The 22,005-nt window shown below is 54.9% G+C and carries 21 protein-coding genes and 1 pseudogene; 15 read left to right on the top strand and 7 right to left on the bottom strand.

What is annotated here, in order from left to right:
* Positions 1-244 (top strand): annotated as a pseudogene (locus CEE69_RS33440) (hypothetical protein); the annotation flags it as partial.
* Positions 245-303: 59 nt separating this feature from the next.
* Positions 304-660 (top strand): hypothetical protein, encoded by a 357-nt coding sequence (locus CEE69_RS30650; protein WP_143549385.1) that lies wholly within the window; start codon positions 304-306, stop codon positions 658-660.
* Positions 661-801: 141 nt separating this feature from the next.
* Here the strand turns inward: CEE69_RS30650 and CEE69_RS30645 are convergent, their stop codons facing one another.
* A complete protein-coding gene (locus tag CEE69_RS30645) occupies positions 802-948 on the bottom strand; it encodes a hypothetical protein (protein ID WP_233215814.1) in 147 nt (48 codons plus the stop codon).
* A gap of 326 nt (positions 949-1,274) precedes the next feature.
* On the opposite strand from CEE69_RS30645, the gene CEE69_RS32270 reads away from it, so the two are divergent.
* The 6 genes from CEE69_RS32270 (at position 1,275) to CEE69_RS30610 (ending at position 5,055) form a co-directional block, all read left to right on the top strand.
* Positions 1,275-1,709, top strand: a complete 435-nt coding sequence (locus tag CEE69_RS32270; protein ID WP_143549384.1) for a hypothetical protein — start codon at positions 1,275-1,277, stop codon at positions 1,707-1,709.
* Between the two features lie 101 nt (positions 1,710-1,810).
* Positions 1,811-2,275 carry a TIGR03067 domain-containing protein gene (locus tag CEE69_RS30635; RefSeq protein WP_099264306.1) on the top strand — a complete coding sequence of 155 codons (465 nt, stop codon included), beginning with the start codon at positions 1,811-1,813 and terminating at the stop codon, positions 2,273-2,275.
* A gap of 406 nt (positions 2,276-2,681) precedes the next feature.
* The gene (locus CEE69_RS32265) at positions 2,682-2,927 is read left to right on the top strand and encodes a hypothetical protein (RefSeq protein WP_143549382.1); all 246 of its coding nucleotides are present in this window, start codon (positions 2,682-2,684) and stop codon (positions 2,925-2,927) included.
* 71 nt (positions 2,928-2,998) lie between these two features.
* Positions 2,999-3,472, top strand: coding sequence for a hypothetical protein (locus tag CEE69_RS30625; protein WP_099264304.1), 474 nt, complete (start codon positions 2,999-3,001; stop codon positions 3,470-3,472).
* A 92-nt stretch (positions 3,473-3,564) separates the two neighbouring features.
* Positions 3,565-3,858, top strand: coding sequence for a pentapeptide repeat-containing protein (locus tag CEE69_RS30620; RefSeq protein WP_233215813.1), 294 nt, complete (start codon positions 3,565-3,567; stop codon positions 3,856-3,858).
* A 735-nt stretch (positions 3,859-4,593) separates the two neighbouring features.
* Positions 4,594-5,055 (top strand): hypothetical protein, encoded by a 462-nt coding sequence (locus CEE69_RS30610; protein WP_099264303.1) that lies wholly within the window; start codon positions 4,594-4,596, stop codon positions 5,053-5,055.
* A gap of 531 nt (positions 5,056-5,586) precedes the next feature.
* Here CEE69_RS30610 and CEE69_RS30600 read toward each other — a convergent pair.
* From CEE69_RS30600 to CEE69_RS30580, 5 genes are all read right to left on the bottom strand, one after another.
* A complete protein-coding gene (locus CEE69_RS30600; protein ID WP_099264302.1) occupies positions 5,587-6,795 on the bottom strand; it encodes a DUF1501 domain-containing protein in 1,209 nt (402 codons plus the stop codon).
* 29 nt (positions 6,796-6,824) lie between these two features.
* On the bottom strand, positions 6,825-8,123 hold the full coding sequence (locus tag CEE69_RS30595; protein ID WP_099264301.1) for a DUF1800 domain-containing protein: 1,299 nt from the start codon (positions 8,121-8,123) through the stop codon (positions 6,825-6,827).
* On the bottom strand, positions 8,120-13,522 hold the full coding sequence (locus CEE69_RS30590) for a M56 family metallopeptidase (RefSeq protein WP_099264300.1): 5,403 nt from the start codon (positions 13,520-13,522) through the stop codon (positions 8,120-8,122). Before CEE69_RS30590 ends, CEE69_RS30595 begins: the two co-directional genes overlap by 4 nt.
* Positions 13,519-13,953 (bottom strand): BlaI/MecI/CopY family transcriptional regulator, encoded by a 435-nt coding sequence (locus tag CEE69_RS30585; protein WP_099264299.1) that lies wholly within the window; start codon positions 13,951-13,953, stop codon positions 13,519-13,521. The genes CEE69_RS30590 and CEE69_RS30585 overlap by 4 nt, the downstream gene beginning before the upstream one ends.
* 390 nt (positions 13,954-14,343) lie before the next feature.
* Positions 14,344-14,550, bottom strand: coding sequence for a hypothetical protein (locus CEE69_RS30580; protein ID WP_099264298.1), 207 nt, complete (start codon positions 14,548-14,550; stop codon positions 14,344-14,346).
* Here CEE69_RS30580 and CEE69_RS30575 point away from each other — a divergent pair.
* Both CEE69_RS30575 and CEE69_RS30570 read left to right on the top strand, forming a co-directional pair.
* Positions 14,549-14,992, top strand: coding sequence for a hypothetical protein (locus tag CEE69_RS30575; RefSeq protein WP_099264297.1), 444 nt, complete (start codon positions 14,549-14,551; stop codon positions 14,990-14,992). The two genes, CEE69_RS30580 and CEE69_RS30575, sit on opposite strands and share 2 nt — an antisense overlap.
* A gap of 612 nt (positions 14,993-15,604) precedes the next feature.
* Positions 15,605-16,762, top strand: a complete 1,158-nt coding sequence (locus tag CEE69_RS30570; protein WP_233215812.1) for an MYG1 family protein — start codon at positions 15,605-15,607, stop codon at positions 16,760-16,762.
* A 595-nt stretch (positions 16,763-17,357) separates the two neighbouring features.
* Here the strand turns inward: CEE69_RS30570 and CEE69_RS30565 are convergent.
* Positions 17,358-17,528: a hypothetical protein gene (locus CEE69_RS30565; RefSeq protein ID WP_233215811.1), complete on the bottom strand. Its 171-nt coding sequence runs from the start codon at positions 17,526-17,528 to the stop codon at positions 17,358-17,360.
* Here CEE69_RS30565 and CEE69_RS30560 point away from each other — a divergent pair.
* The 5 genes from CEE69_RS30560 to CEE69_RS30530 all read left to right on the top strand — a co-directional run bounded on the left by CEE69_RS30560 (position 17,527) and on the right by CEE69_RS30530 (position 21,966).
* The gene (locus tag CEE69_RS30560) at positions 17,527-17,994 is read left to right on the top strand and encodes a hypothetical protein (RefSeq protein WP_143549381.1); all 468 of its coding nucleotides are present in this window, start codon (positions 17,527-17,529) and stop codon (positions 17,992-17,994) included. The genes CEE69_RS30565 and CEE69_RS30560 overlap by 2 nt on opposite strands.
* Positions 17,995-18,478: 484 nt before the next feature.
* Entirely contained in the window at positions 18,479-18,817 is a 339-nt protein-coding gene (locus tag CEE69_RS30550) for a GNAT family N-acetyltransferase (RefSeq protein WP_099264294.1), read from the top strand.
* Positions 18,810-19,121 carry a hypothetical protein gene (locus tag CEE69_RS30545; protein WP_099264293.1) on the top strand — a complete coding sequence of 104 codons (312 nt, stop codon included), beginning with the start codon at positions 18,810-18,812 and terminating at the stop codon, positions 19,119-19,121. Before CEE69_RS30550 ends, CEE69_RS30545 begins: the two co-directional genes overlap by 8 nt.
* A gap of 132 nt (positions 19,122-19,253) precedes the next feature.
* On the top strand, positions 19,254-19,988 hold the full coding sequence (locus CEE69_RS30540) for a DUF1349 domain-containing protein (RefSeq protein ID WP_099264292.1): 735 nt from the start codon (positions 19,254-19,256) through the stop codon (positions 19,986-19,988).
* A gap of 508 nt (positions 19,989-20,496) precedes the next feature.
* Entirely contained in the window at positions 20,497-21,966 is a 1,470-nt protein-coding gene (locus CEE69_RS30530) for a BON domain-containing protein (protein ID WP_099264290.1), read from the top strand.
* Positions 21,967-22,005: the final 39 nt, after the last annotated feature.

Genomic DNA, 22,005 nt, shown 5'->3' with positions numbered 1-22,005 from the left:
GCTCCTCCTGAAAGGTTGCTTCCAACAATCCGTCACGCGTCCGTTCCACCACCAAACCGAAACCGCCGCGTTAGCGGCTTACTTGAACCATGGCGTGCACACGGAGCGGGGCTTGCGGCCGGATTTGAAATGGACAGCTTTACTCTCCCCGCCCGGTGACGCCGGTCGTTCTGTTGACAAAAGATGCGAAAGCTCATTCTCATCGTTGGATGCATCCTTGCTGTCATCTCTTTCGATCTCGTGATGGGGGCCGTGTCACGGTTACTGCGTACGCAAGCTCGTGCGATCATTGGAGATTGGGGCATGACCGCTTCGTGGACCGTTATTCCCGCCGCGTTTGTGTTCACTCCCCCAAAGCGGAACGCAACGCGAAACTGGCCGCTGCGTCTATCCCTCGCTACCCTGACCTCTTGGCACGCAACGCTTGTATTCCGTATGCAATTCAACTTGCCTGCTACGCGTGAACTCGCACGCGAGCGTGGTGACCTTATGTATGACGGCGTTGGGATGAATGCTGCACTGCTGGTGACCGGTTGGATCCCTCCGTTGATCGTCACTGCCGTGTTGATTGCTGTATACTCGATATTCACGCGTCATTCCGGCGTTACGGACGATGGTGTTGTCCACGCCGAAACGGCAGACGAAGCAACAGAACCATGACATGCACGGGAGGACGGCTTGCGCGGTTTTTGAAGTGGAAAGTCTTTCGTCCGTCCCCCGTGATGTCTACCGTTATTGTGATGAATTGGTTGATTGCTCGACGACGTTCGAGTGGCATCGAACATCCACGTCTTGCTTGCGCTACTTTCGTTGGTCGCAAATCGTCGGCAGGAAAATGCTGGTTGGATCTCGGACTTGAGCATCGGCACCCGGGTTGGTTTTCCAAAGTCGCTCGGTTGGTTTTGCCTTTGATTGGCAATCACCGGTGACCCAACTTTGCAGTTGCATCGCCGCTCGATCATTCCATCAAAGGTCATCTTCTCGACGTGGTTGGCTTTGCATCGTTTCCAGCTTTGTTGTTTCGCCATCCGGCCTTTCGTACAATTGCAATCCATCTGACCGGGCCCGGCCATTCCGCTCCGCACGCAATAACCAATGCATGCTGCGGAGTGGCGGTGGAGACCTACAACAAGTGGAAATCTGCTTTCCGCCACCGCGCAGATGCTTCCCGTTATCCCACTCAGAGCGAAGTCGTGGATGGCCTAAACCCGTACACACCTGCAAAGGAACCGTCATTGCTGTCACACGACGCGCGGCGAACGTGGGGAAAAGTAATGCGTTGGGTCATCTCGATCGCCGGGTTTGCCCTATATTGCTCGACGCCATGGCGTGACGCGGCATACTTCCGAGACATCGCGGCGAACGAAGGGTTTGGCACCACTGCTGATTCGTATGCCATTGGAATTGCCGGGTCATTTTTGTCGACCGTGATGTATTCACCGATCGCCCTACTGCTAATCGGTTACGGGATATTCGGTTCACCGCGAATTGCACTACTGCCAAAGCGACCTCAAAGTTTTTCGATGTGGGCAATCTTCGCGACCATCGTTTTCGGAATGATGATCGTTTGTGAAATCGGCTACATTGACTCGGCGGTTCGGTTTCGCCACCATCAGGACACAGGTGTTTGGTCACTGGCGTGTATCGCCTTCATGTATGTTTGGTGGTGTTGTTCACTGAATCACAGCGTGGATGCCGAATTGGGATAACCATGGCATTCACACGGAGCGGGGCTTGCGGCCGGATTAGAAATGGACAACTTGACTCTCCCCGCCCGGTGATGCCGGTCGTTACTCGACCAAGTAGAGCCATGCGATACGTGATCGCCTTCCTTGCATCTTGTGCTCTGATCGAGCCGGTCTATTCGCAATCACCCAGCACCGCGACCGATTCACGTCTCAATGGGACCTGGATCGTCGAATCGACGGAGATGGATGGCGAGCAAGTGGATGGTTTCAACGGAAGCAGGATTCGCATTGATGGCAAATCACTGCGGTGGACTATAAAATTGCGCACCTTGGAACGCGTCCTGACTGTCGACCGAAGCGTCACGCCAAATCGATTCGATCAAACCGTTGTGAAACCGGGAGCACCCAACAAGTCTGTGCTTGGGATCTATCGCTTCGATCGGGACCGATTGGTGCTGTGTCGCGCAGATGCTGGCTGCCCGCGTCCGGAGGAATTTGTCACTAAACCTGACGATTGCAGCCTGACTTTGATTTTGCGTCGCGAATCTGTACGGTCACCGACGCCGGAATTGAAAGACGGCGGGTAACCATGGCGTGAACCGAAGTCGCGGTCTTGAACTAAATGAAGTGGATCGTCAACCGCCGCGACTCGGTTACGCCCACCGTTCGCCGTCCAAGATGCGTTCCATGACCCACAAATTGCTTCTCGTTGCATTTGCGTTTCTCTCCTTTGCTGCGTCTCCGCGAAACGCATCGTCCTGTGACGAAACGAACGACAGCGATAAGCCAACAACACCGCTCTACCTACATCTGCTCGGAACAAACCGTGCGATACATCACGACCCTGAAGATTGGCGCCCTGAATCGGAAGATAAATCGGCACCGGTATGGTCGTGCGTTGCGACAATACAGGTGCACGCCAACCGTGATTTCTATTTTCGTGCTCCCGGAAACAGAGAGCCCTATGTCAAGGTTAAAGGTCGAGCGATAGAGATGCCGTCAGCTGCCTTTGACATCCGAATCGAATACGAACTGGATGACTCGAACATGACATATATCCAGACCGAAAAGTTCAAAACTAAATTGGACCATTTCATTTACTTGGCAGATGGAATCTACTGGCGAGGAATACTCTCACGCTGTGACGATGCGTACGATGCGTTTGACTTGGCACAGAGCAATGCGACTCCGGACCGCAGAAAGAACGGCGAACCAATCGATGAACCGAATTCGCGGTAGCCGGGCGATTTGGAAATGGACACTTACCTCCCGCGACTCGGTTATCGCGGACGTTCCCCGACTAATTGAACATGACGCCAGCACTCGATGCGTTTCTTCGACGCTTTGCGGAACTCGGCGGTGATGTTGATCGCTGGGAGCAATCCGAACCATCGAATCCAACGTTAACTTTTCCTGCGTTGCATGATTCCGTTGGGCACATTAGCGTTGACGACAATGGCGATGAACTAACGCTCGAACTCGGAACCAAGCATCACACGCACTTTTCTGGCTACAGCTACGAAGGCAATTCTGGACATGAACGTTTGCTTGCTGCGGCACATGACGCTGCGGCATTTGCGTTCGATGTGATCTCGGATCGCGTATGTTTCACCGTTGACTATATAGATGACCGCTGTATTGGTTCGTCTCACTTCTATCTTGATGCAGAGAATGCCACAGCAGACACTGTTCGTGATACGATGATTGGAATTCGTGGTGGCAACATTCGATCGGATCGATACTTGTGGTCGTCACCGCTTCAGCCGGAACACGGGGAACAATGACATGCACGCGAAGACAGGAGTCGCGGTTGTTGGTCTGCTTGCACGTCTTTCGCCCGTCCAGCGTGACGTCTGAGGTTCCCCGACTGATGGCCATGGCTAGCTCGATCAAGATGCGCAACAGCGCGGACAACATGGACGTCGTCGCTCAAGACCAGTCGTTCGCCGATTGCATTGCCGAGGGCTCGCACTTCGAAGGTGCGACACTCACCCGGGTGACGTTCACAGACTGTGACTTGTATTGGGCGTCTTTCTTCATGGCTGAACTCACTGACGTGACGTTCGAACGTTGCGATCTTCGTGGTTCCGACTTCAAGGAGGCAAAGATGCGCAACTGTCGGTTCCTAAGCTGCGATGTTGGTGATGACGCACTTGGAGGCAAAACGTAGTTTGGTGAAACCGACTTGTCCACGGTACAATTTACGAACTGCCGTGGCCGATGATCCCGCTTTGGTTGGACGTTGAAAAGTGCGGGGAACAATCGCGTGCACCCGAGTACGCGAGTCGGCTGGTTTTGAAATTAAAAGTTTTTCGCGCGTGCCGGGTGACGTTCCCCGACTGGACTGCAAACTTGACGTTCCGTCGATTTCGAATCCGAACACTATTGCTAAGCACGGCTGCGGTGGCGTTTGTCATCGTTGCATTCAAACCTTTCACACCACCGGTGTCCCTTAAGTCGATGGTGACGGCTCCGTTTCCCGAGCCGTTTTCACACCTTGATGAGAGATACCGGCAAATTCGGCTCACTGTTCAAAATGACGGACGCCTGCCCGTTTGGCTAAGACCTAGCGACAGCCTCAACCCGGACGACTCTTGGTGGGCACCCTCCGGTGGGGTGACTTACGTCCGACTAGATATTTACAAAGACGACTGCACCAAACTTGCTGCGGGAGAAACGCGGACATACGATATTGCTCTGCACGCCGACTATGAGAAGTTCAGGCTCTTCGTGTATGCACGTGATTGGCGAGGGCACGATGGTTGCGTGGATCTCGGGCAACACGACACCGATTTCCGAAAACGCGGGGAACAATGAAATGCACGGGAGATCGCCATTACGCTTTACTACCGATGACCGTCATTGGGGCGATCCCCGTGATTTCTACCGTTCGCCGATACAGTAAATGATTTCCGGCTTTGAACCTGGACGCTTGAGACTCACGCTGCACGTCGATGACGATGGATCGGCGGATTTGTTTGCAACCGCAACATCAAATGGGTTTTCCGGCCACGGCAGCGCATGGGTCAACATTTGTGAAATACAGGATTTCGCTGCTCGTATTGCAAAATATCCGCTCGACGCCGATGTCGAAATTGCGGGAGGGTTCTATTCGGAATCTGTGCCGGAAAAGCTGTCGCAAACGCATTTGTCGCTCCGCGTCTATTTGCTGGACGGACGTGGGCAGATCGGTGTTCATGTGAACCTGGCTGATCCGCATCACGCGGACGATCGCATTGACGCGATCAAATCAGTAGATCTGGAGGTTCTCACGACATATAATCGCATCGAACGGTTCTCACGCGAGATCTTGGGCCTGATTGATGGCCGAACGAACGAAGCACTACTCGAAGAAGAGTTGCTCTGATCGTCGGCAAGACGGCGGAACCAGACGATGCACGTGAGTCGCCGAATTGATTTTTTTTGAAGTAGTGAGTCTTTCGCGGCGGCCACGTGGTCATTAATGTTGAACCTACCCTCGCATCACGGGCGATCTAACGCCGGACCACTATTGGTGACTAAAGCAATTCGGCGAGCCCTCGCCGAATTCGATCCGTCTGTACATTACCGCGGCAGGAATCCCAATTGCGCAGGCCGTCCACAACATTGCGGTAATGCAAGGTCCGCTCCGCTTTCCGAGCATCCTCCAACGAGTCGATCGGCTCTGTCGAGGAGACTTGTCCATGCATACGTCAGCCCACAGCACCAGTAAACGATCCCGCTGACCGTGTGCAGGCCAATCAACCTTTGGGCTGCCTTGAGCTGCAGTCTGCTTGTAAGATCAAACCCGTGCAAAAAATCCGTCGCGACTTTCTCTGCGTCATGGATGACGGCGAGCAAGGTATTCAGTGCGTGGTGAAGAAGTTTTGGTCGAAATTTCAAACCGAGTCATCTTGCCCTACGCGTCAAATAGTTTCAGTGAAGACGGAGATTCTGCGGCTTGCAATTCCGAAATACCCAACCAGGCCTGAGTGACTTCCTGGTACATGTTGCGAAAGTCAGTGCTCATTTGCAGGTCACCGTCGACGAGGTCGGTCAGCTTGGGCGTTGTTCCAATCAGACCAGATCGGACTCGGTTGCCGGCGAGAAAGACGGGGCCGGCCGTTCCATGGTCGGTTCCTTCGGAGTTGTTCTCAGCGACTCGCCGGCCAAATTCGCTGAAGCCCATCACGCACACTTGATCGGACAGTCCCGATGCTTCAATGTCGTCGAGAAATGCTTTGGTGGCATCGGAAAACTCTCGTAACAACCGGGAGTGCGACGGCAATTGAGCCGCGTGGGTGTCGTAGCCGCTTTGAATTGCGTAGTAGATGGGTGTTTGAAAACCGCTCTTGACCATGGTCGAAATGGTTTGCATGCGCCTGCCGATTCTTGTAGTTGGGTACTTGGCACTACCATCGGCTCCACCCTCGGTGTTTCGCTCCAATGCACTGGCGGTGGCAATCGCGTCTTGCATCGTTTGGTCGACGAATTGGGCAAGCGAGGACTCGGAAGCCTGGTCGCTTGTAGGTTTTGGTTGAGCGTGAGCAGGCTGGCGCAGTCGCAAATCGGTCAGGCTCGATAGCGTCACGGCAGTCGAGCGTCGACTCTGGATGGCCAGCGGTTGCGATTCATCGCCGACCAGAATCATGTCCGGGTCATCTGTTTTCTTGCGGGCGGCGTCCATCGCCATGCCAAGCCACCCATGAGATCGCAGCACGTCTTCGTCACCAACTTGAGCCGAGTGCCAGATCGCCATGCTCGTGTCGTGAGACCGACTCGGGTTGGGATAGCCGACACATTGAACGATACCAAGCTTACCCTGTTCAAGCAGATCCGCCGCAGAACGCATCGACGGATGAAACCCCACCGAGTCGTTAATCTTGAGTAGCCGATCCGTTGGCAATCGCAGTTTCTTGCGGTGCATTGCGTAACCTTCGTCGGCGTAAGGGATGATCGTGTTGATTCCGTCATTGCCTCCGCTCATCTGGATCACAACTAAGATCTTGCCGTTTCTGTTCGACCGAGTTCCTTCGTCCGCCATCACTGCCCGGCTGACCAGCGAAGGCATTGCCCCCAACACAACGGCGGAACCATGGCCAAGAAATCGTCTTCGATTTGTCTTCATCGTTTGTCCCCGTGTCTTTGTGGAATCAACTAACCAAGTTGCGACGCCGGTCGCCGAAGGATCGCTTTCATGTCACCGGTTGCATTCTCGTGACCCAAGAGCAACCAGCTCGCGAACGTGGATTGATCAGCCGGCGTCGAAAAGCCGTGCTTCTTTGCCAAAACCGCGATGTCTGGTGGCCTATTCGGCCGATGCAACTCGCCCCGGCACAACGCTGACACATAGTTAGCACGGCCGATCATTGTTCGGGTCGTTAGCCACGATCGACCGCCGGGCCAGCCAAACACGTTGGGCGGATAGAACAGGTCTTGGCCGAGCTTGGACGCCCACTCCGCCAGCAACAATGTGCTCGGCGGCGGATCGAGCATTTCCAACGCCCACAGCGGCCCAATCATGAACTGAATTGGTTCCAGCACACGGTTGCCGATGTTGTCCTCGGAAAAGAACGCTTCGCTGCGGAGGATGGTCTCAACGGCCCAGCCAATATCCAGGTCATGGTCGCGAAGACCGCTGGCCAGTTCGTCGAGCGCATCGTCCGTGATGACATCTTCGCCAAAAAAGACTTCGCACAAACGCATCGCAATTCGCCGGGCGGGCGGTTCTTGTTTCAGCAGGATGGCCAGCACATCATCGCCATCGAAATCGCCTTGCTCACCGAGCATCTGCTTGGTTCCGTCATCGTGGTACGCCGGCACGTGCTCGAAGTCGCCGCCACGAACCGTCCAGCCCGTTAGTGCTCGAGCGACTTCCTTCACATCGGTTTCGCTGTAGTGACCGACGCCCAGCGTGAACAATTCCATTAACTCGCGAGCAAGGTTCTCGTTCGGTTTGCCTTTGCGATTGGCGTTTGCATCCAGCCAGACCATCATCGCCGCATCTTTGATGACCGCTCGCAAGAGATCACCGAACTTGCCCATTGCGTGCCTTCGCAACAAGTCGTTCTGACGTTTCATCATCGCCACGTTGGCAACCTTCAAGTTGCTGGTCGCAAAGTGATTGTGCCACATCAACGTCATGCGTTCGATCAGCGGATCACCCGAATACAAGATCCGATAGAACCACCAAGCCTTCAGTCGATTGATGTCACCGGAACTGACCGCGGCGTCACCAATCAGTCGCTGGAGCGAATCAAAATCATCCGTCGCGTTCCCGCCACGCAAGACTCGATCAACGGCGACCTCGGGCCCAGCCTGAAGATCCCGTTGCAGGCCATTCCAGTTCGCGGCGAAACCGGCACGCCGATGCAAATGGTGAATGCGACGAAGATCCCACGGCAATGCGTCGGAGGGAATGAATTGCTTCCATTCGGTTGGGCGAGGATCGTTCATGGTGCCGCATGGGGACCTGAAAGCGGCTCTATGTCTCCCATGTCTCGCGTCTCACCGGGTTCCAATGCGATGCTTTTGATAATCAAGGTTGGGAACCGTCCTGGTTCGTCTTCGATTCCGAAGGCGTATTTTAAACCTGGTACCAAGCTCGGTATTTGAAACTTTCCCTGGTCGTCGGTACGAATATCCAGCGACGAAGGGACGTTGAGGAAATCATGTTCAACCTCGCTCGCCTTGTTACCCCCATGGGTGTAGGAGACGATTGGAACGTCTCTGATCGGTGCACCGTTCTTATCTAACAGTCTTCCGGACACGGTGGCGGCGGGTTGCAGTTGTACCATTGCATCGGTTGTCCCTGGAGCGATCACAGCCTGCCCGGCCAAGTTGCGTTCCCCGTGCCAAAACAACAGTTGCCGTGACTTACCGTCAGTGAATCCAAGTGCCTTGAAGTTAGACGATTCCGTCTCACGCCAGTATGCCATCGCACGCGTCCCGCGGATCAGCGTCCCGGCCAACGGTTGCCCTTCGGCATCAACCACACGTCCTTGTGCCGATGCGCCGAGTACCAAGCCAACTGTGATTTCCACATTCGAATCAAGATTCTCTGGATTCACTTCCGCAACCGCGTGATAATTGCTCGTCGAAATGAGATGAGGAGCGGTTGCCAGAAAATCATCGTCATCATTATCGGACTGACGACCTTCGACAATCAAATCATCGCCAACCCCGAACAGGTAGTCGTCGCGAAATCCTCTTGCGGCAATAACGCCTCTACCCGGCAGCACGGCAAGCCGAAAGTTCCCCTCATCGTCTGTTTCAACTCCCGATGAACCAACGTGTAGCCCCAGTCCCGTGCTTCGGAGTGTTTGATAAGCCCGGTTTTTGTCGAACACGAAATAGGAAAGATAGGCACCCACGGATTTTTTGCTTTGTTGATCAACAACGTTGCCGTCCACCCAAACGCCCCGTGGCACCTCCAAGTTGATCTCCAGCGGATCTTCGCCTGGAGTGATGTTGACTCGCCGCTGTACCGCAATGAACGGTTGATCTTTCGGTGGCAAAACGGAAAGCGTTTGCTCGCTGCCAATCGATACGCCGGTCAGGTGGAAACGGCCTTGCTGATCCGACGTTGTTTCAACGGGTCGCATCGGATTGCCAACCGTGCCTCCGGAAACACTGAACCCGCTTAATGGCTCGCCTGTGTCCAGATTCTTTACTACGCCAGTAATCGGCCGTGTGGGGCCTGCGACATAGCTGAAGTTGTTCGCAACATAGTGAAGCGTTCCTAACGCCGGTGCATTTTCGTACCAGGGAACCGAGATGGGGTTGATCGGAACTCCAGTAACGACGCGAATTTCTTGCGTTTGGATCGTCGGGCTCTCAAGCAACAACGCCACGATTCGACCGGAGCCAAAGCTCGGCATCTCGAATCGGCCCTCGGCATCCGTTGCAACTTGCCTCTTGCTAATGAATGATGGCAGCATCGCGAGTGAGAAAAATTTTCGCTGCACCGCCATTCCGTCCGGTCGATCATTGAGCATCTTCCGCCAAGCACTGACCCCGAGACTTTCGGGCACGGGCACTTCAAGAGCGTTGAAAGATATTTTTACCCCAGGGACGGGCTGACCTTGCAGATCAAGGATTCGACCGGATAGTGGCTCGTCGTTGCTCGCAAGACGCAGTTCAAGCGGTTCGTCCGAAACGCGGTCCTGCAAGTTCGCCAATGCGGGGGCAAAACCATCCAGGGTTGCCACCACGGTCCCATATCTTAAGAGTCGTTCGCCATGAAGCTGAGAACGTTTTGATCGGGAGATAGCGAACTCGAACGAACCGTTCTGCTGGCTGACCGCCAACGGAATCGCTTGCTCTTCATTCAACAGCGGCTCGACCAAGCTGCCGGCATAAAAGATTTTCGCGCCCGAAACCGGGGTGCCGTTGGGATCGATCACGCGTCCGGCCAAGCGGATGGGTGAGTGCGCCGCTTTATCTTCCGATTTGTTCTGGCGACTTCCAGTACTGACGCTGGCGACATCGCTTGATTTCTTCATCGTTGATGAAGATTTTGAATTGTCCGTACCATGAGTTCCAGGATGAGAGACATCAGCGAGTTCCAAGGTCTCTCCCGGCTTAGCTTTGGTCAGGTCAATCGTGAAGTAAACTTTCTTGCCGCTTCGACCGCGAGCTTTCATCTTATAGATATGACCTGCCATCAAACCCTTGATCTCAAATCCGCCATCGTTATCGCTATGGCACCAATGAATCATGAAGTCCAATGGCGGAGCGTTTCCATTTAACAAAAACTCCTCGCAGAAAACAAAGTATCGCGGCGCGGGAAGACCTGTTTCGTTCTCAATTAAATGTCCAATGACTCGCACGGACGGTTCGAGTTTGACAGCGATCTCCGGCGGTGCGGTGCCTTCGAGCCGATACTGGCCAACAAGCGTTTCGTCCTGGTTCTTGAAGAACAATTGACGCGGGCCCTTGCCGTCGTAGCCGTTAACCGTGAATCTATCGGTCAAGAGAGCTTTGTCGGGACTATTTGGGGTCCAGTACGGGTCGCCCTCCGTTAACCCGAGGGCGTAGATATTCGAAGTGGGTTTGCCATCGGGGCCGATGACGCGGCCGGGAATGCGAACACCGCCATCGAGCCTCAGGTCACTCGTCAATGAGGTTGCGTCTTTGGCAGGATTGATCTCTTTTAGTAAATGCCAATCCGAGGCTGGCACGGGAAACGGTGTCGTGGGAATTTTGCCGGTCGACGGATTATAGCCATCGATCGTCTCGGCACCGGCGGCCAGCGGATAGCCAGGATCGAGTGACGTGACCAACAACACACCGGGACCGGGCAGGGCGGGCAAGCGATAGCGGCCATCATTGTCCGTCACGTAACGCTGTTCGACCCGGACAGGATCAAGGCTCAACGTAGGATCCCAACCGGCGATATCCATCGCGTAAGGGTTCTCACTCAACGCCATGTAGTCGATCGCCGCCGATCGTGGTTCGCCAGTTTCTATATCCGCGATACGCCCTTCGATCCAGACGCCCCGCTTGACCAGAATCTCGATACGCTTCGTTTTGCCATCCTCCAGGCTCAGTGAAACTTCGTGTGGAGCTGGTAGGTAAGGTTCGGATTTCGGCGGCACGGCTTCGATAATGTGCCCGTCGCCTGGCGGCATACCAATGATGCGAAAGCGACCTTGCTGATCGGTCACCGCACGCATGTGGTGGGTGTCGAGCCGCAACTTTGCGTATTCGCGTCGGAATAGTCGCTCGACAGAGACCAATACGCCTGCGATAGGTTTGCCCGTGTCGCAGTCCGTGACAGTCCCTTCGACCGGAATCGATGGGGCGGCGAAATAGTTGAAGTCTCGTCCGACGAACAAGTCCTTCGTTCCGTCGGGTTTTTGATCCCTGTGTGGCAGGCTTACCATCTCCATTTCGCGACCGACAACATGCACGGGCCGGGCTTCGATACGTTCGTCTTGAAAGACGAGCGTGGCGAGTTGATCATCGCCGATGCCGCGAATTTGAAATTCGCCGTTTTCATCCGTCTTGATCGGAGGGAAGAGTTTTTGCAGCTCGCTTCTGGCAAGTCCGCCAGCGACGGCAGTTGAACTCTTCGCGTCATACACGCCCTGCTTCCAAGCATTCTCCAGGGCGTTCATCAACTGCGGAACGTTTGGTTGACAAAGGTTTTCGACGAACACGGTCACGTTCGATAGTTCGTTGCCTTCCAGATCGATGATCCGCCCCCGAACCGGCTGCGATTCGGGTCGCATGACAAGGGTTCTGCTAGCGAACCGTCCATCGCCAAACGCGTCGTCGATTCTGGACTGCAGAAGATCTCTCTCCTTACTGAGAATTGGATCGTCCTGGAACACATCCAGTGGCAACCAATCCATCCCATGCCCATCACACGTTGCAACAATTTGAACACGAGCGAATCGAGGGCGTTCGCGGATTTCCGAAGTCGTTGCTTCATCAAGCAAGAAGTCAAAACGGCCCCGCTCATCGGTTGAACCCAACTCACGCAGCAGACCCTCGCGATTCTCCATGTTCGCTTCGCTGTTGAACTCGAACGACGTGACTGCCAACCAAATCTTTGCGCCGCCAATTGGGGCTCCACTTTGTTCGCGGACGATGCCACTGATCTCAATCTCGCTTGAATTTGCTTCGGACTCGGCGACCGAATCTTTCTTCGAATTCTGTGCGGTCGCAATTGTAACGGTGCCAACACAGATCGCGGCCAACAGTCCGACAGTCGATGCGAGAACAAATGCCCATCCGCGCCGGCTGAGGAACGTTTGCGTGTCGCGAGCTTCGTCTAGTAGTCCCGCCACGCGATGTTCCAGTTTCCAGCGAGACGCGAAGAAGCCGACGCTGCCGGGGATCGTTTCGGGCTGCTGAACAAGTTGAGCCAGCGACAACAGTGTGCGGCTGTAGATGGGGGCTTCAGTGGTTGCCAACACAAAGTTGTCACAGACTTCTTCGCGGGCTTTGGCGAGTTCGCGGTTGAGCTTCCGGACCAGTGGATGAGGCCAATAGATCGCTGCGACCAGGTTTTGCAACAAGACGACAATCTGGTCTCGCCGGACGACGTGTGCGACTTCATGAACAAAGACTTCGGCAAGCTCGGTCGGACTCGAATCGGCAATCAACCGCTTGGGGAGGACAACCGAACCAGCAAAGATGCCCGCGGCGAGTGGGCCAGAGATTTCGTCGGACGCGAGCAAACGGGGTGTGTGTCCCTCATGGCAACCGGCCAGATCACAGGCCTTTATGAACGCGGCCACGTAGTCAGGATCAGCGATGGGTTCCGCTCGGCGTAGGATTCCTGCCAGCCGGATCCAGCCAATCGTCATTCGCATCAGCAACAACGTTGCACCCACTGCCCAAACTACCATGGCGATGGTCACGATGATCGCCAGCCACTGCATCGGCGAGCGAGAGTCTTTCCCTGTGGGCGTAGTTGGGGAAGGGTTTGCTGGAACATCCGCAACCATCATTGGCTTGCTCACGACGGGCGTGCTTGCAATCTCTTCCACGCTGCTCGCGTCCAAGACCGGCGGCGCGATGGATGCAATGACTTGCTGTGTCGGCAAGCTTTCCATTGGCGAGTCGTTTGCCGGCATTGGCTGCTCGGTCGCGGCAACCGTTGCTGTTGGAACGGTTTCATCTGGCAAAGCGAGCGTGAACCAGCCAGTGCTTTGTGATTGAACGAGTGCCGATACAGCGGGACTGGCCAACACCAACAGCAGGCCGCAGCACAGAATCCAATATCGCATGGCGGCTCGCTTGCGAAACAAGATCGCGACGCACAACAAAACCGCTGTCAAAACTGACGAGTGAATCAGGACGTTGATCACCCACAAGACCAACTGGTCAGAGAACGTATTCATGATTGACCTCCGCGTTTCTTGCTCGGTTTCCGATTGGCCTTCTTGGACGACTTCGTCTCCGCCGTGTCGATCATCTCGCGAATCCGATCGGCTTCATCGGCCGACAGCCCGCGATATTCCATCAACGCCGTCACCATTTCCTCGGGCGAACCGGCGAACAGTCGGTCGACCATTTGAGCGACCTTGGCCCCGAGGGAAGCAGTGCGAGGTCGGTTGGCCGAGTACCAGAACGTTCGGCCTTCGGTCCGATGCTTCAACCATCCTCGTTCCTCTAGACGGACGATCATCGTTTGGATCGTGTTGCGAGCCACCTCGCGTCGCTGTGCCAATTCGTCTCGCACCTGCGTGACGGTGACCTCCTCTTGGTCCCAAACGACCTCCATGATTTGACGCTGCGCCTCCGTCAGCGGTGTCGTATCCGGCTTCGTCATATCCCAATTCCCTCGAAAACGTTGCATGCCTACTCTGTGTAGGCATTCTTGCCGACGGATCGTAGGCAAGTCAAGCGTTTTTATGGGAATAATTCTTGATGTCGATTGACGCCGGGTTTTGACCGAAATGGATTGAGTCCTACAAAACAACGCTTGCCGTCGACGGTGCCGATGGTCGCCCACGTGCTGCAAAGCGAAGGCCTTTCAGCAGACGAACTCGCTGAATGCTTCGACCAAATGCACCTAGCGCACACATGGACCAGATCAAAGTTTGCCCGCAGACCCGGAGGACGCCCGCAATCCGATTGCTGCTGGCATGCGTCGGACTTTTGCCTTTGTTCTATTTATCGCCACCTGACTTGGTGAGCTCAGGGCACAAGCTCAGCCAACTCACGAAAATTTTTCCGCTGGAAAGGCATCGACGTTGTTGCTAGTCCCCGACACGATCATCAAAGCGGCGTGCTCACCGATCCCATCGATCGTTGGCAGGTCCGAGTGACGCTTCAAGTAAAGGTTCTGAGTCTTTTCGACGCAGAGGATTTCGAGGTCGTTGGCGGACGCTCGAACTTGGGGCCGTTCAGGAATCTTCGTTCCCATGTCAGCGACAATCGCTCGCGTTGGGATGCCGTTACATCAAGGTCGATCTAATGCCGGACCAGTATTGGTGAATGATGTGATTCGGCGAGCCCTCGCCGAATTGGCGATCAAAGCATTTTGCAACGGCTTTTGGTTCCGATTGGATCAATTGACGGCGACTCAAACAGCCAGACACCTCGTTGGTCTGGCAGTACGCGTTGTGACTTTTCCCTTGATTGCCAAGGCAATCAGTGACAGCGTCTATGTTGAAGCACGGGAAATTGAAAGGCATGCAGGGATAAAGAAGCCGTGTAGGCCGATTGCTCTGGCTGTCGGACGCCATCAAGAAAATTTATGCCTCGACTCCGACTTGATCGAGCATTGGGCGGCAGCAAGTGCCGACTGCGATCATCACAGAAAGCTCGACCGTTCTGGCGACATCCCAATACCGGTCATGAGTTGATTTCCCTAAAGAAGTTGGTTGATTGCATACTCGTCGACTGTAGGGAGGTTGAATCGCATCGATAGAACGGTGGATTGATTCATCCGAGGAGTTGGTCAGGTTGGCGGACCAGATGGCTTCGGATCCATACCACAAAACTCCCAATATCGGCGGTTTCCTGGTCGATAGTACCGCAATATCTGCCCACAGTTGCAAGAAGCATTGCACATTTGCTATCGTTTTCTGCCGAGGGAGAGGGCGTTTTCGCTCGAAAACTCGAGAATTACCACGGGCAGATAAGCCCCCTGGGGGTGCAGAGGTCGCAAGTTCGAATCTTGTCATCCCGACTTTCTTTCACGGTGTTGCACACCGTCTCTGCCGAGGCAGTCCTGCCGCCGGCTCCGATTGGAGTCCGGGATTCCATGGCGTCAGAGTAGAACAGTTGTCCCCAACTGTTCCGTCGGGCAATTTTCCGCCGCCAAGCCTCGTTGCTTCACCAAGTCCACCGCCAGACGTCCGTGTCTCGCTGTTCGACGAATCCATCCTGGCACGCAAACATTTAGAGACAAATCTTCTACTCTTCCTGAACTGCGCTCGTGGGCAACAGCGTGCCAGCGAGCAACCTCGATTGTCGTGAACCACAAAAAGCACGAACGAGTGTTGCCATCGCGGTGCAAGCCGGACCCAACGAAGCGCCGTTCCGGCAACCAACGCCAACTCGATCCAGCCAGCACCATCCGATCAGCCGCCACGCGTTCGCGTGTGTTGCCCACCGCTGTGCCAATGAGTGGTGCGGGGCTGACATGCGTCACGGGAAGTTGCCCTTCGCTGGCATCGTGCTGGTCCGTGCGTCTGTTTTGCGGGTATGTTGCTGTTGATTTCGAAAACGTTCCCAAACCTGATTCGCCTGACGTTATGACCATTCAGCTGATAGTGACCCACGCGGGCGGAGCCCACAAAGATGATTTCCTAGCCTGCAGCCTGTTGGCGCATTTGCACGGGGTTCCGATTCAGCGACGGGATCCAACGGAGGAAGACTTGGCCAATCCAGCGGTCTGTGTCGTCGATATTGGTGGCGTGCATGATCCGGAGCTAAAGAACTTTGATCATCATCAATTCCCTCGCGATGCTCCGCCGCTGTGTGCGTTGTCGCTCGTGCTTCAGAACATGGGGCTCTACGACGATGCCCTGGCCTTTTGTGCCTGGCTGCGTCCCGCAGAATGGCTCGACACGTTGGGGCCAAACGAAACAGCCAAGTTGATGGAGATCCCGCGTGCGGCACTGGGTTCGCTCAATTCCCCGCTCGATATGACGTTGCTGAATCGATTCGCGAGCCACAAGGAACTGGACACAGACAGTCCGGTCTACCAGGTCATGTGCATGGTCGGTGAAGACATCGTCAACTACTTGCGGACCTTGCGCCAACGACTGGACTACCTGAAAGAGCACGCCCAGTACTGGACGATCGAAACCGACGGCGAGCCGATCCAAGCGTTGTTCCTTGAACAAAGTGAAGCCATTGCAGCGGACCCTTCGTTTGGGATTCACGCCTTCATTGAGAACGAAGGCAAGGAAGATGAGATGCAGGCGATGGTCTATCCCGATCGGCGAGGCGATGGATACGGATTGTCGCGTTACAACGACAGTCAACGCTTGGACTTTTCACAAATCGAATCGCACGAAAATGTTCGTTTTGCACACAAACGAGGCTTTGTCGCCAAAGTCTCAACGAAGGACCCGACGCAGCTCAAAGAACTCTTGAGACTCGCCGTCGTCAGCGAAGTCGGCTGAATCATGCAAAGCATACGTTAGAAACTGACTGAGACCGGCGAGCGAATCTATCGAATGATTGAGTCTTCCAGCGTTTCACACCCAGCCATTCGAATATCGAGACATGCCATGAATACCCCGCGATGCTTCGGCGTCATCGAGGACGCTCATGGACATGAGGGCGTTGCTAGATGCCAACGTGACTTCGGAGTTGAATGAGGCGGAGTAGCAGTGCGGCCTTGCTCACGCGGCGGGTTGTGAAGATTGTGGCCGTCACAGTCCCCTGTGACGTGCTGTTGATTTGGCCGTCCATGGCGTCTTAACACTGGTAGGATGGGCACTGTTGCCCGTCGGAGTTGTGAATGTCGGCCAAGAGTGGCCAACCTACCAACAAAATCAACAAGCCGTTACTTGTCGGATCACGAGGAGGCTTTGCCAACGCGGCGGGTTGTGATTTGCCACCTCACCCTCTCCCCCACGAAACGTGAATGTCGTGCAGTTTTAAGTGCTGTATTGCCCGGGCGTTTATCATCACCCTCCCAAAGGGAGGGTGAAATAAGACTGCACGACCTCCCAGGACACAACCGGATCATTGGATCCTTTGCCCGTGTTGCAACTAGTGTTGAGTCAATCGCTCGGTTGACAAGTTGCCCGTGCTGTCCTTCTTTTTCTTGGCCCGGCCCTTGCTGATGCGAGTGTCCAAGCTCGCTCCACGTGGATCGTTGGGTGACATATATGGATCAACCGGTTTGTCGCACAACCAGTACCGCCAACCATGAGTAATCATGCTAATATCAGGTGTCCGCGAATCTTGGGGGATGATGATGTTTGCCGTCTACCAACTGAAATCACCAAACTTTCAACCACTGCTATTCGTGTTGCAGAAAACCAATCCGTACGAAACGCCATCTGACAGCGGTGCCCGCGTCTCATCCCCGCCGGAACCGTCCACTTGGCGGCGCAATTTCGTATCGCTCAGCGCGATCGTGTCGATTTACTGCTTGATTGCGGCGGTGTTTGCTCTCTCGCGACAGTCGCTCCCGCCGCCGATTGTTTATCCGCTGAGCGCCGCAGCATTTTGTTGTTCCGCATGGGCGAACTTTCAGCTTGGACCGCGAATCGGTTGGGGACTTGGCGGACTTCCTGTTGTGTTCATCCTGGTCATTGGATGGGCGGTCGCCTACATGGTCGCGTCCATGATGGGGGCGGGTGTTGTATACTGGTTTCTCGATCCCGATCGACTACTACACTGAACCGGAGTTGTCGGCGAGCGATGCGATGCATGCCAAGCTCCGCGTGACATTGTCCCATCGGGAATTGCCATTGCAGTGATCGTTGACTGGACTTGCTGCACCTTGCTGGACGATTTGACTTGCTTGCTGAGAACTATTCTGTTGACATTCTGATTATCATTTGCGTGATTGAATATTGGCCTGCAGTGCTGGCAACTCTAGGGGTACTGTTCTGGCTGACGCAACGCATTGTACGTCGCAGGCCGGTGACTATACGTTTGCTGCTCGTATGCACTCTTGTGTTTGCTGTTGGCGTCGCACTTTGCCGATTTTCGACATCCTGATGAGTGGTGCCGTTTGTTGGCCTGTTTCAAGAACGATCTATGGCAAACAGCTTTTCAAAAGACCGGAAGTGGCGAATCGCGAAGTGCACTGAAAAATGCGAGCCATGGTTATCGACCTTTGTTCGTGAGAGCAATGTGATTCATTCCGTTCGGCTGATGCTATGAAAAGGATATTGCTGGCAATCCTTTTCATCGCGATTCTCTCGGCCGTACCATTGGTGGTGTCATGGACTGCTGAACCGGTCCCAATCATCGGACTGATCGTGCCATCAGACTACCTACGCCAAATCGAAGTTGATCCCAGGTTTCGTCGACGCGGCGTAGGTAAGTCACTTCTGGATGACGCGGCAGTAAGATCGGCCAAAATGGGGCTGTCGCGTGTGGTTCTCGATGTCTGGGCGTTCAACAATGCCGCTCAAGGGTTATTTGATTCGGTCGGTTTCTCGGCTTTTGGATCCAAACTGGTTCTGGAAATCAAGTTGAACCAAGATCATGGATGACCATCGCGTAAGCCGGGAAGGCGAAGTCCGCGATGACGATTCATTTCCGCATCCAGTGTCGTGGGCCAAAGCAATCACGATCGGTTGTGTGATGTTCGTGTATCTCGTCGTTGGGGTTTTCTGCGTTGTCAACCTTGCCATGACATGGGGCGATCCAAAGGGCGGAGCGAGTGGCAATCTGCCACCGGTCTTGACCACGGCTGAACGGATCGGGAGTTCGGTTCCCGCGTTTGTCACAATGGCGGCGATGTTTGCAACGATCGATCGACAGTCCGCTTTGGAGCTGCATCAATTGCTTGATTGAAGAGGGGCGTGGGGGTAGCATTTGAGGGGGGGGGGCGTCTTTCGATTCGCACCATGTTCATGCCACTGAATCAGCGAAAGATTCGCCGGCTTGACCGATTCTCCGCACTCACACCGAACACCGAGGCAAGTCATGAGATTTGTAGCTTTCGTCGCTTTCGCAACCTTTGGCTTTCACCTCGTCGCCCAGGAACCGGCGGCAAAGGAACCGACAGTAAAGGAACAGCAAATTGAAGGCTGGGGCACGCCGATCAACCCCGCGGGCGACTGCAGTTTCGCTGCTTCCGATGAAGATTTGACGATTGTTGTGCCCGGTACCGAGACGCCTCATGACTTGAGTCCCGAGTTGGAAAGCAGCACGGCTCCTCGGGTCGTTCAACCTGTTTCCGGTGACTTCGTTGTTGAAGTTCGGGTGGACGGTATGTTTCAACCGGGCGATGAATCAACGCAACCGGGCCGTACCGGATACACAGGTGCGGGGCTGGTCGTGTTCGCTGACGAGGGGAACTTCATTCGACTCGAGCGTGCGACGCTTCATCGGCAAGCGGGTGAGCCTGAGCCCTACACGAACTTTGAAATCCGCGTGGACGGGAGGCTCGAAAGAATTGGCATCGTCGGAGAGCTACCAGCGGATCAATCCAAGCCGACCTGGCTCCGGCTGGAACGCAAGGGCGATCTCATGCTCGGCTCGGTGAGCCTTGACGGAAACAACTGGGAACATGGCGACCCGAAGGAACTTCGCGCGGAAGCGTGGGCGGGGAATGGCATTGTCGCTGGCGTGGCTGCGATCAGCACTTCGAAAGGAAACTTTGAGCCGAGGTACTCCGCATTGTCGTTGCAGCGAGGCTCGGTGCCGAGCGACGAATAGTCCAAGTCGGTGAATTGTCGATGGAGCGCATTCAGGGTTCCAGTTCCGTTCAGACGGTGACGATTTCGACGAACGCGGAGGGAACGATCATGATCTCTTCAAAGGGCTCTGTTCCTCGTGCCTCACTCAACCAGCTTCGGTCCATGCGACGTACCTTGCTCGCTGTCGCAGAGGCGGTCAGGCAGGATGTTGTCGTCGAACACAACGACAGAACCGTCGTTGAGCTTTCTTGCGGTCGTGGTGATCGCCCATTGTTCTCGGTCCGCTGGTGGACCGTCCTTCGACAAATGTTTTTGTCACGCTGACGAACATCCGGTGGATGGCCTCCAGCTCGTCCTCCGCGGTGTTGGTCGATTGCGGACTTTTCTGGTGGGTCAAAATTGGTCGTTGGAAATCGATCGGATAAGAGAAGAGCGATCGTGCCACCCTTCGACTTCACGAGAAGCATCGGCGCACCGTTTGCGGTCCTGGTTGTGTTGTACTTCCCATCCTCGCACCAGGGCCACTCATGATCTTGATCAAACAAAGTCTGGCGGCATCTCTTTCCGCCGCGTTTCTACTTTGCTCCACATCGTTCGCCGATTCACCGTCGCCCACCACCGAAGAACTTCAATCTGCGATCGAAGCCGATTTCGACGACGCGGGACGATTGAGTGAGAATGAAATCGACGTGGTGGTTGAGTCCAACATTGTCACGCTTGCCGGTACCGTTCTCAGTTTGCAGGATCGGCAAATTGCCGAATCGATCGCCAAGCGAACAAGAGGTGTTGTCGCGGTCCAAAACCGAATTCTGGTCAAACGGTCATCGCGATCGGATTCCGAAATTCAGTCCGACGTGCGAAAGGTGTTGCGTTTCAACGATGGTGTGGAAAAGCCTCCGATCAAAACGGAAGTCTCTGGTGGCACGGTCGCACTCCTCGGCGAAGTTGACTCGTTGGCCCAGAAACGGATCGCTGAGTTTGCTGCTGCCGGCGTCCGCGGTGTTTCTGAAGTCGACAATCAGATCACGGTTCGCATGTCGAGCGATCGCTCCGACGAAGAGTTGCGAGCGGAGATCAGTGCTCTCATCGTTCAATCGGTCTACTTTGACAACGCGAATATCGACGTCCAGGTCAACGAACATGTTGCAAAGCTGAGCGGTGCGGTTGGCTCGGTCGCGGCGAAAGACCGCTTGGGACAAATCGCTGAGATTTGGGGCATCGCGGCTGTCGACGTCACCGATGTAGAAGTCAATCCAGACAAGCTTGACGATTCGCTTCGTGAACAGCGATACGCTGACATGGATGATCAAAGCATCACCGCTGCGGTCCGTCGCTCGTTCGAGGCCGACCCATATCTCTTTTCTCGCGTTGAAGAGATTGATGTTTCAACCAAACAAGCCAAGGTCCAGTTAACCGGCACCGTTGATCGAGGCTTTGTCCAAACGCGAGCGGCCGAACTGGTTCGCAACGTCGTCGGAGTCCGCCGAATCAACAATGATTTGGAGGTGGAGTACCCGAACGAACAACCTTCCGATGCGACCATTATCAAAGAGACGCAGCAAGCTCTCGCCCGAAGTGGTCACCTCGATCGTCGCGAGATCCGAGTCCACTGCGACCGAGCACACGTCAGCCTGTATGGCTTGGTGGATTCACAACTGGAAAAAAGGGTTGCTCACGCGATCGCCGACGGTGTTGCCGGGGTTGTTCACGTCAACAACTCACTTGCGGTCGAAGCCGAACCGTCCGGCAAAAGTGATGAGCGAATCACGAAGGATCTCAACCGTAAGCTGAAGTACACGTTGTTGGATCGCAGCGACCAGATTGACGTCACGGTGGAAGACGGCGTCGCTATCTTGCGAGGCCACGTCGACACTTGGCTCCAGTGGCAGACTGCGATGGACTTGGCCGTGGAGGCGGGGGCTCATCATCCACACAACATGATCAAAGTCCGCTATCACCCTCCCCATTCCGGCGAGCAGTACTTCATCCCGCAGTGAGAACCATTCGCCAGTGATTTGGATTTTCCCGTGCAGTGC

Source organism: Rhodopirellula bahusiensis (genome assembly GCF_002727185.1).
Taxonomy (GTDB): domain Bacteria; phylum Planctomycetota; class Planctomycetia; order Pirellulales; family Pirellulaceae; genus Rhodopirellula; species Rhodopirellula bahusiensis.
This window is presented reverse-complemented; position numbering and strand designations above follow the sequence as displayed.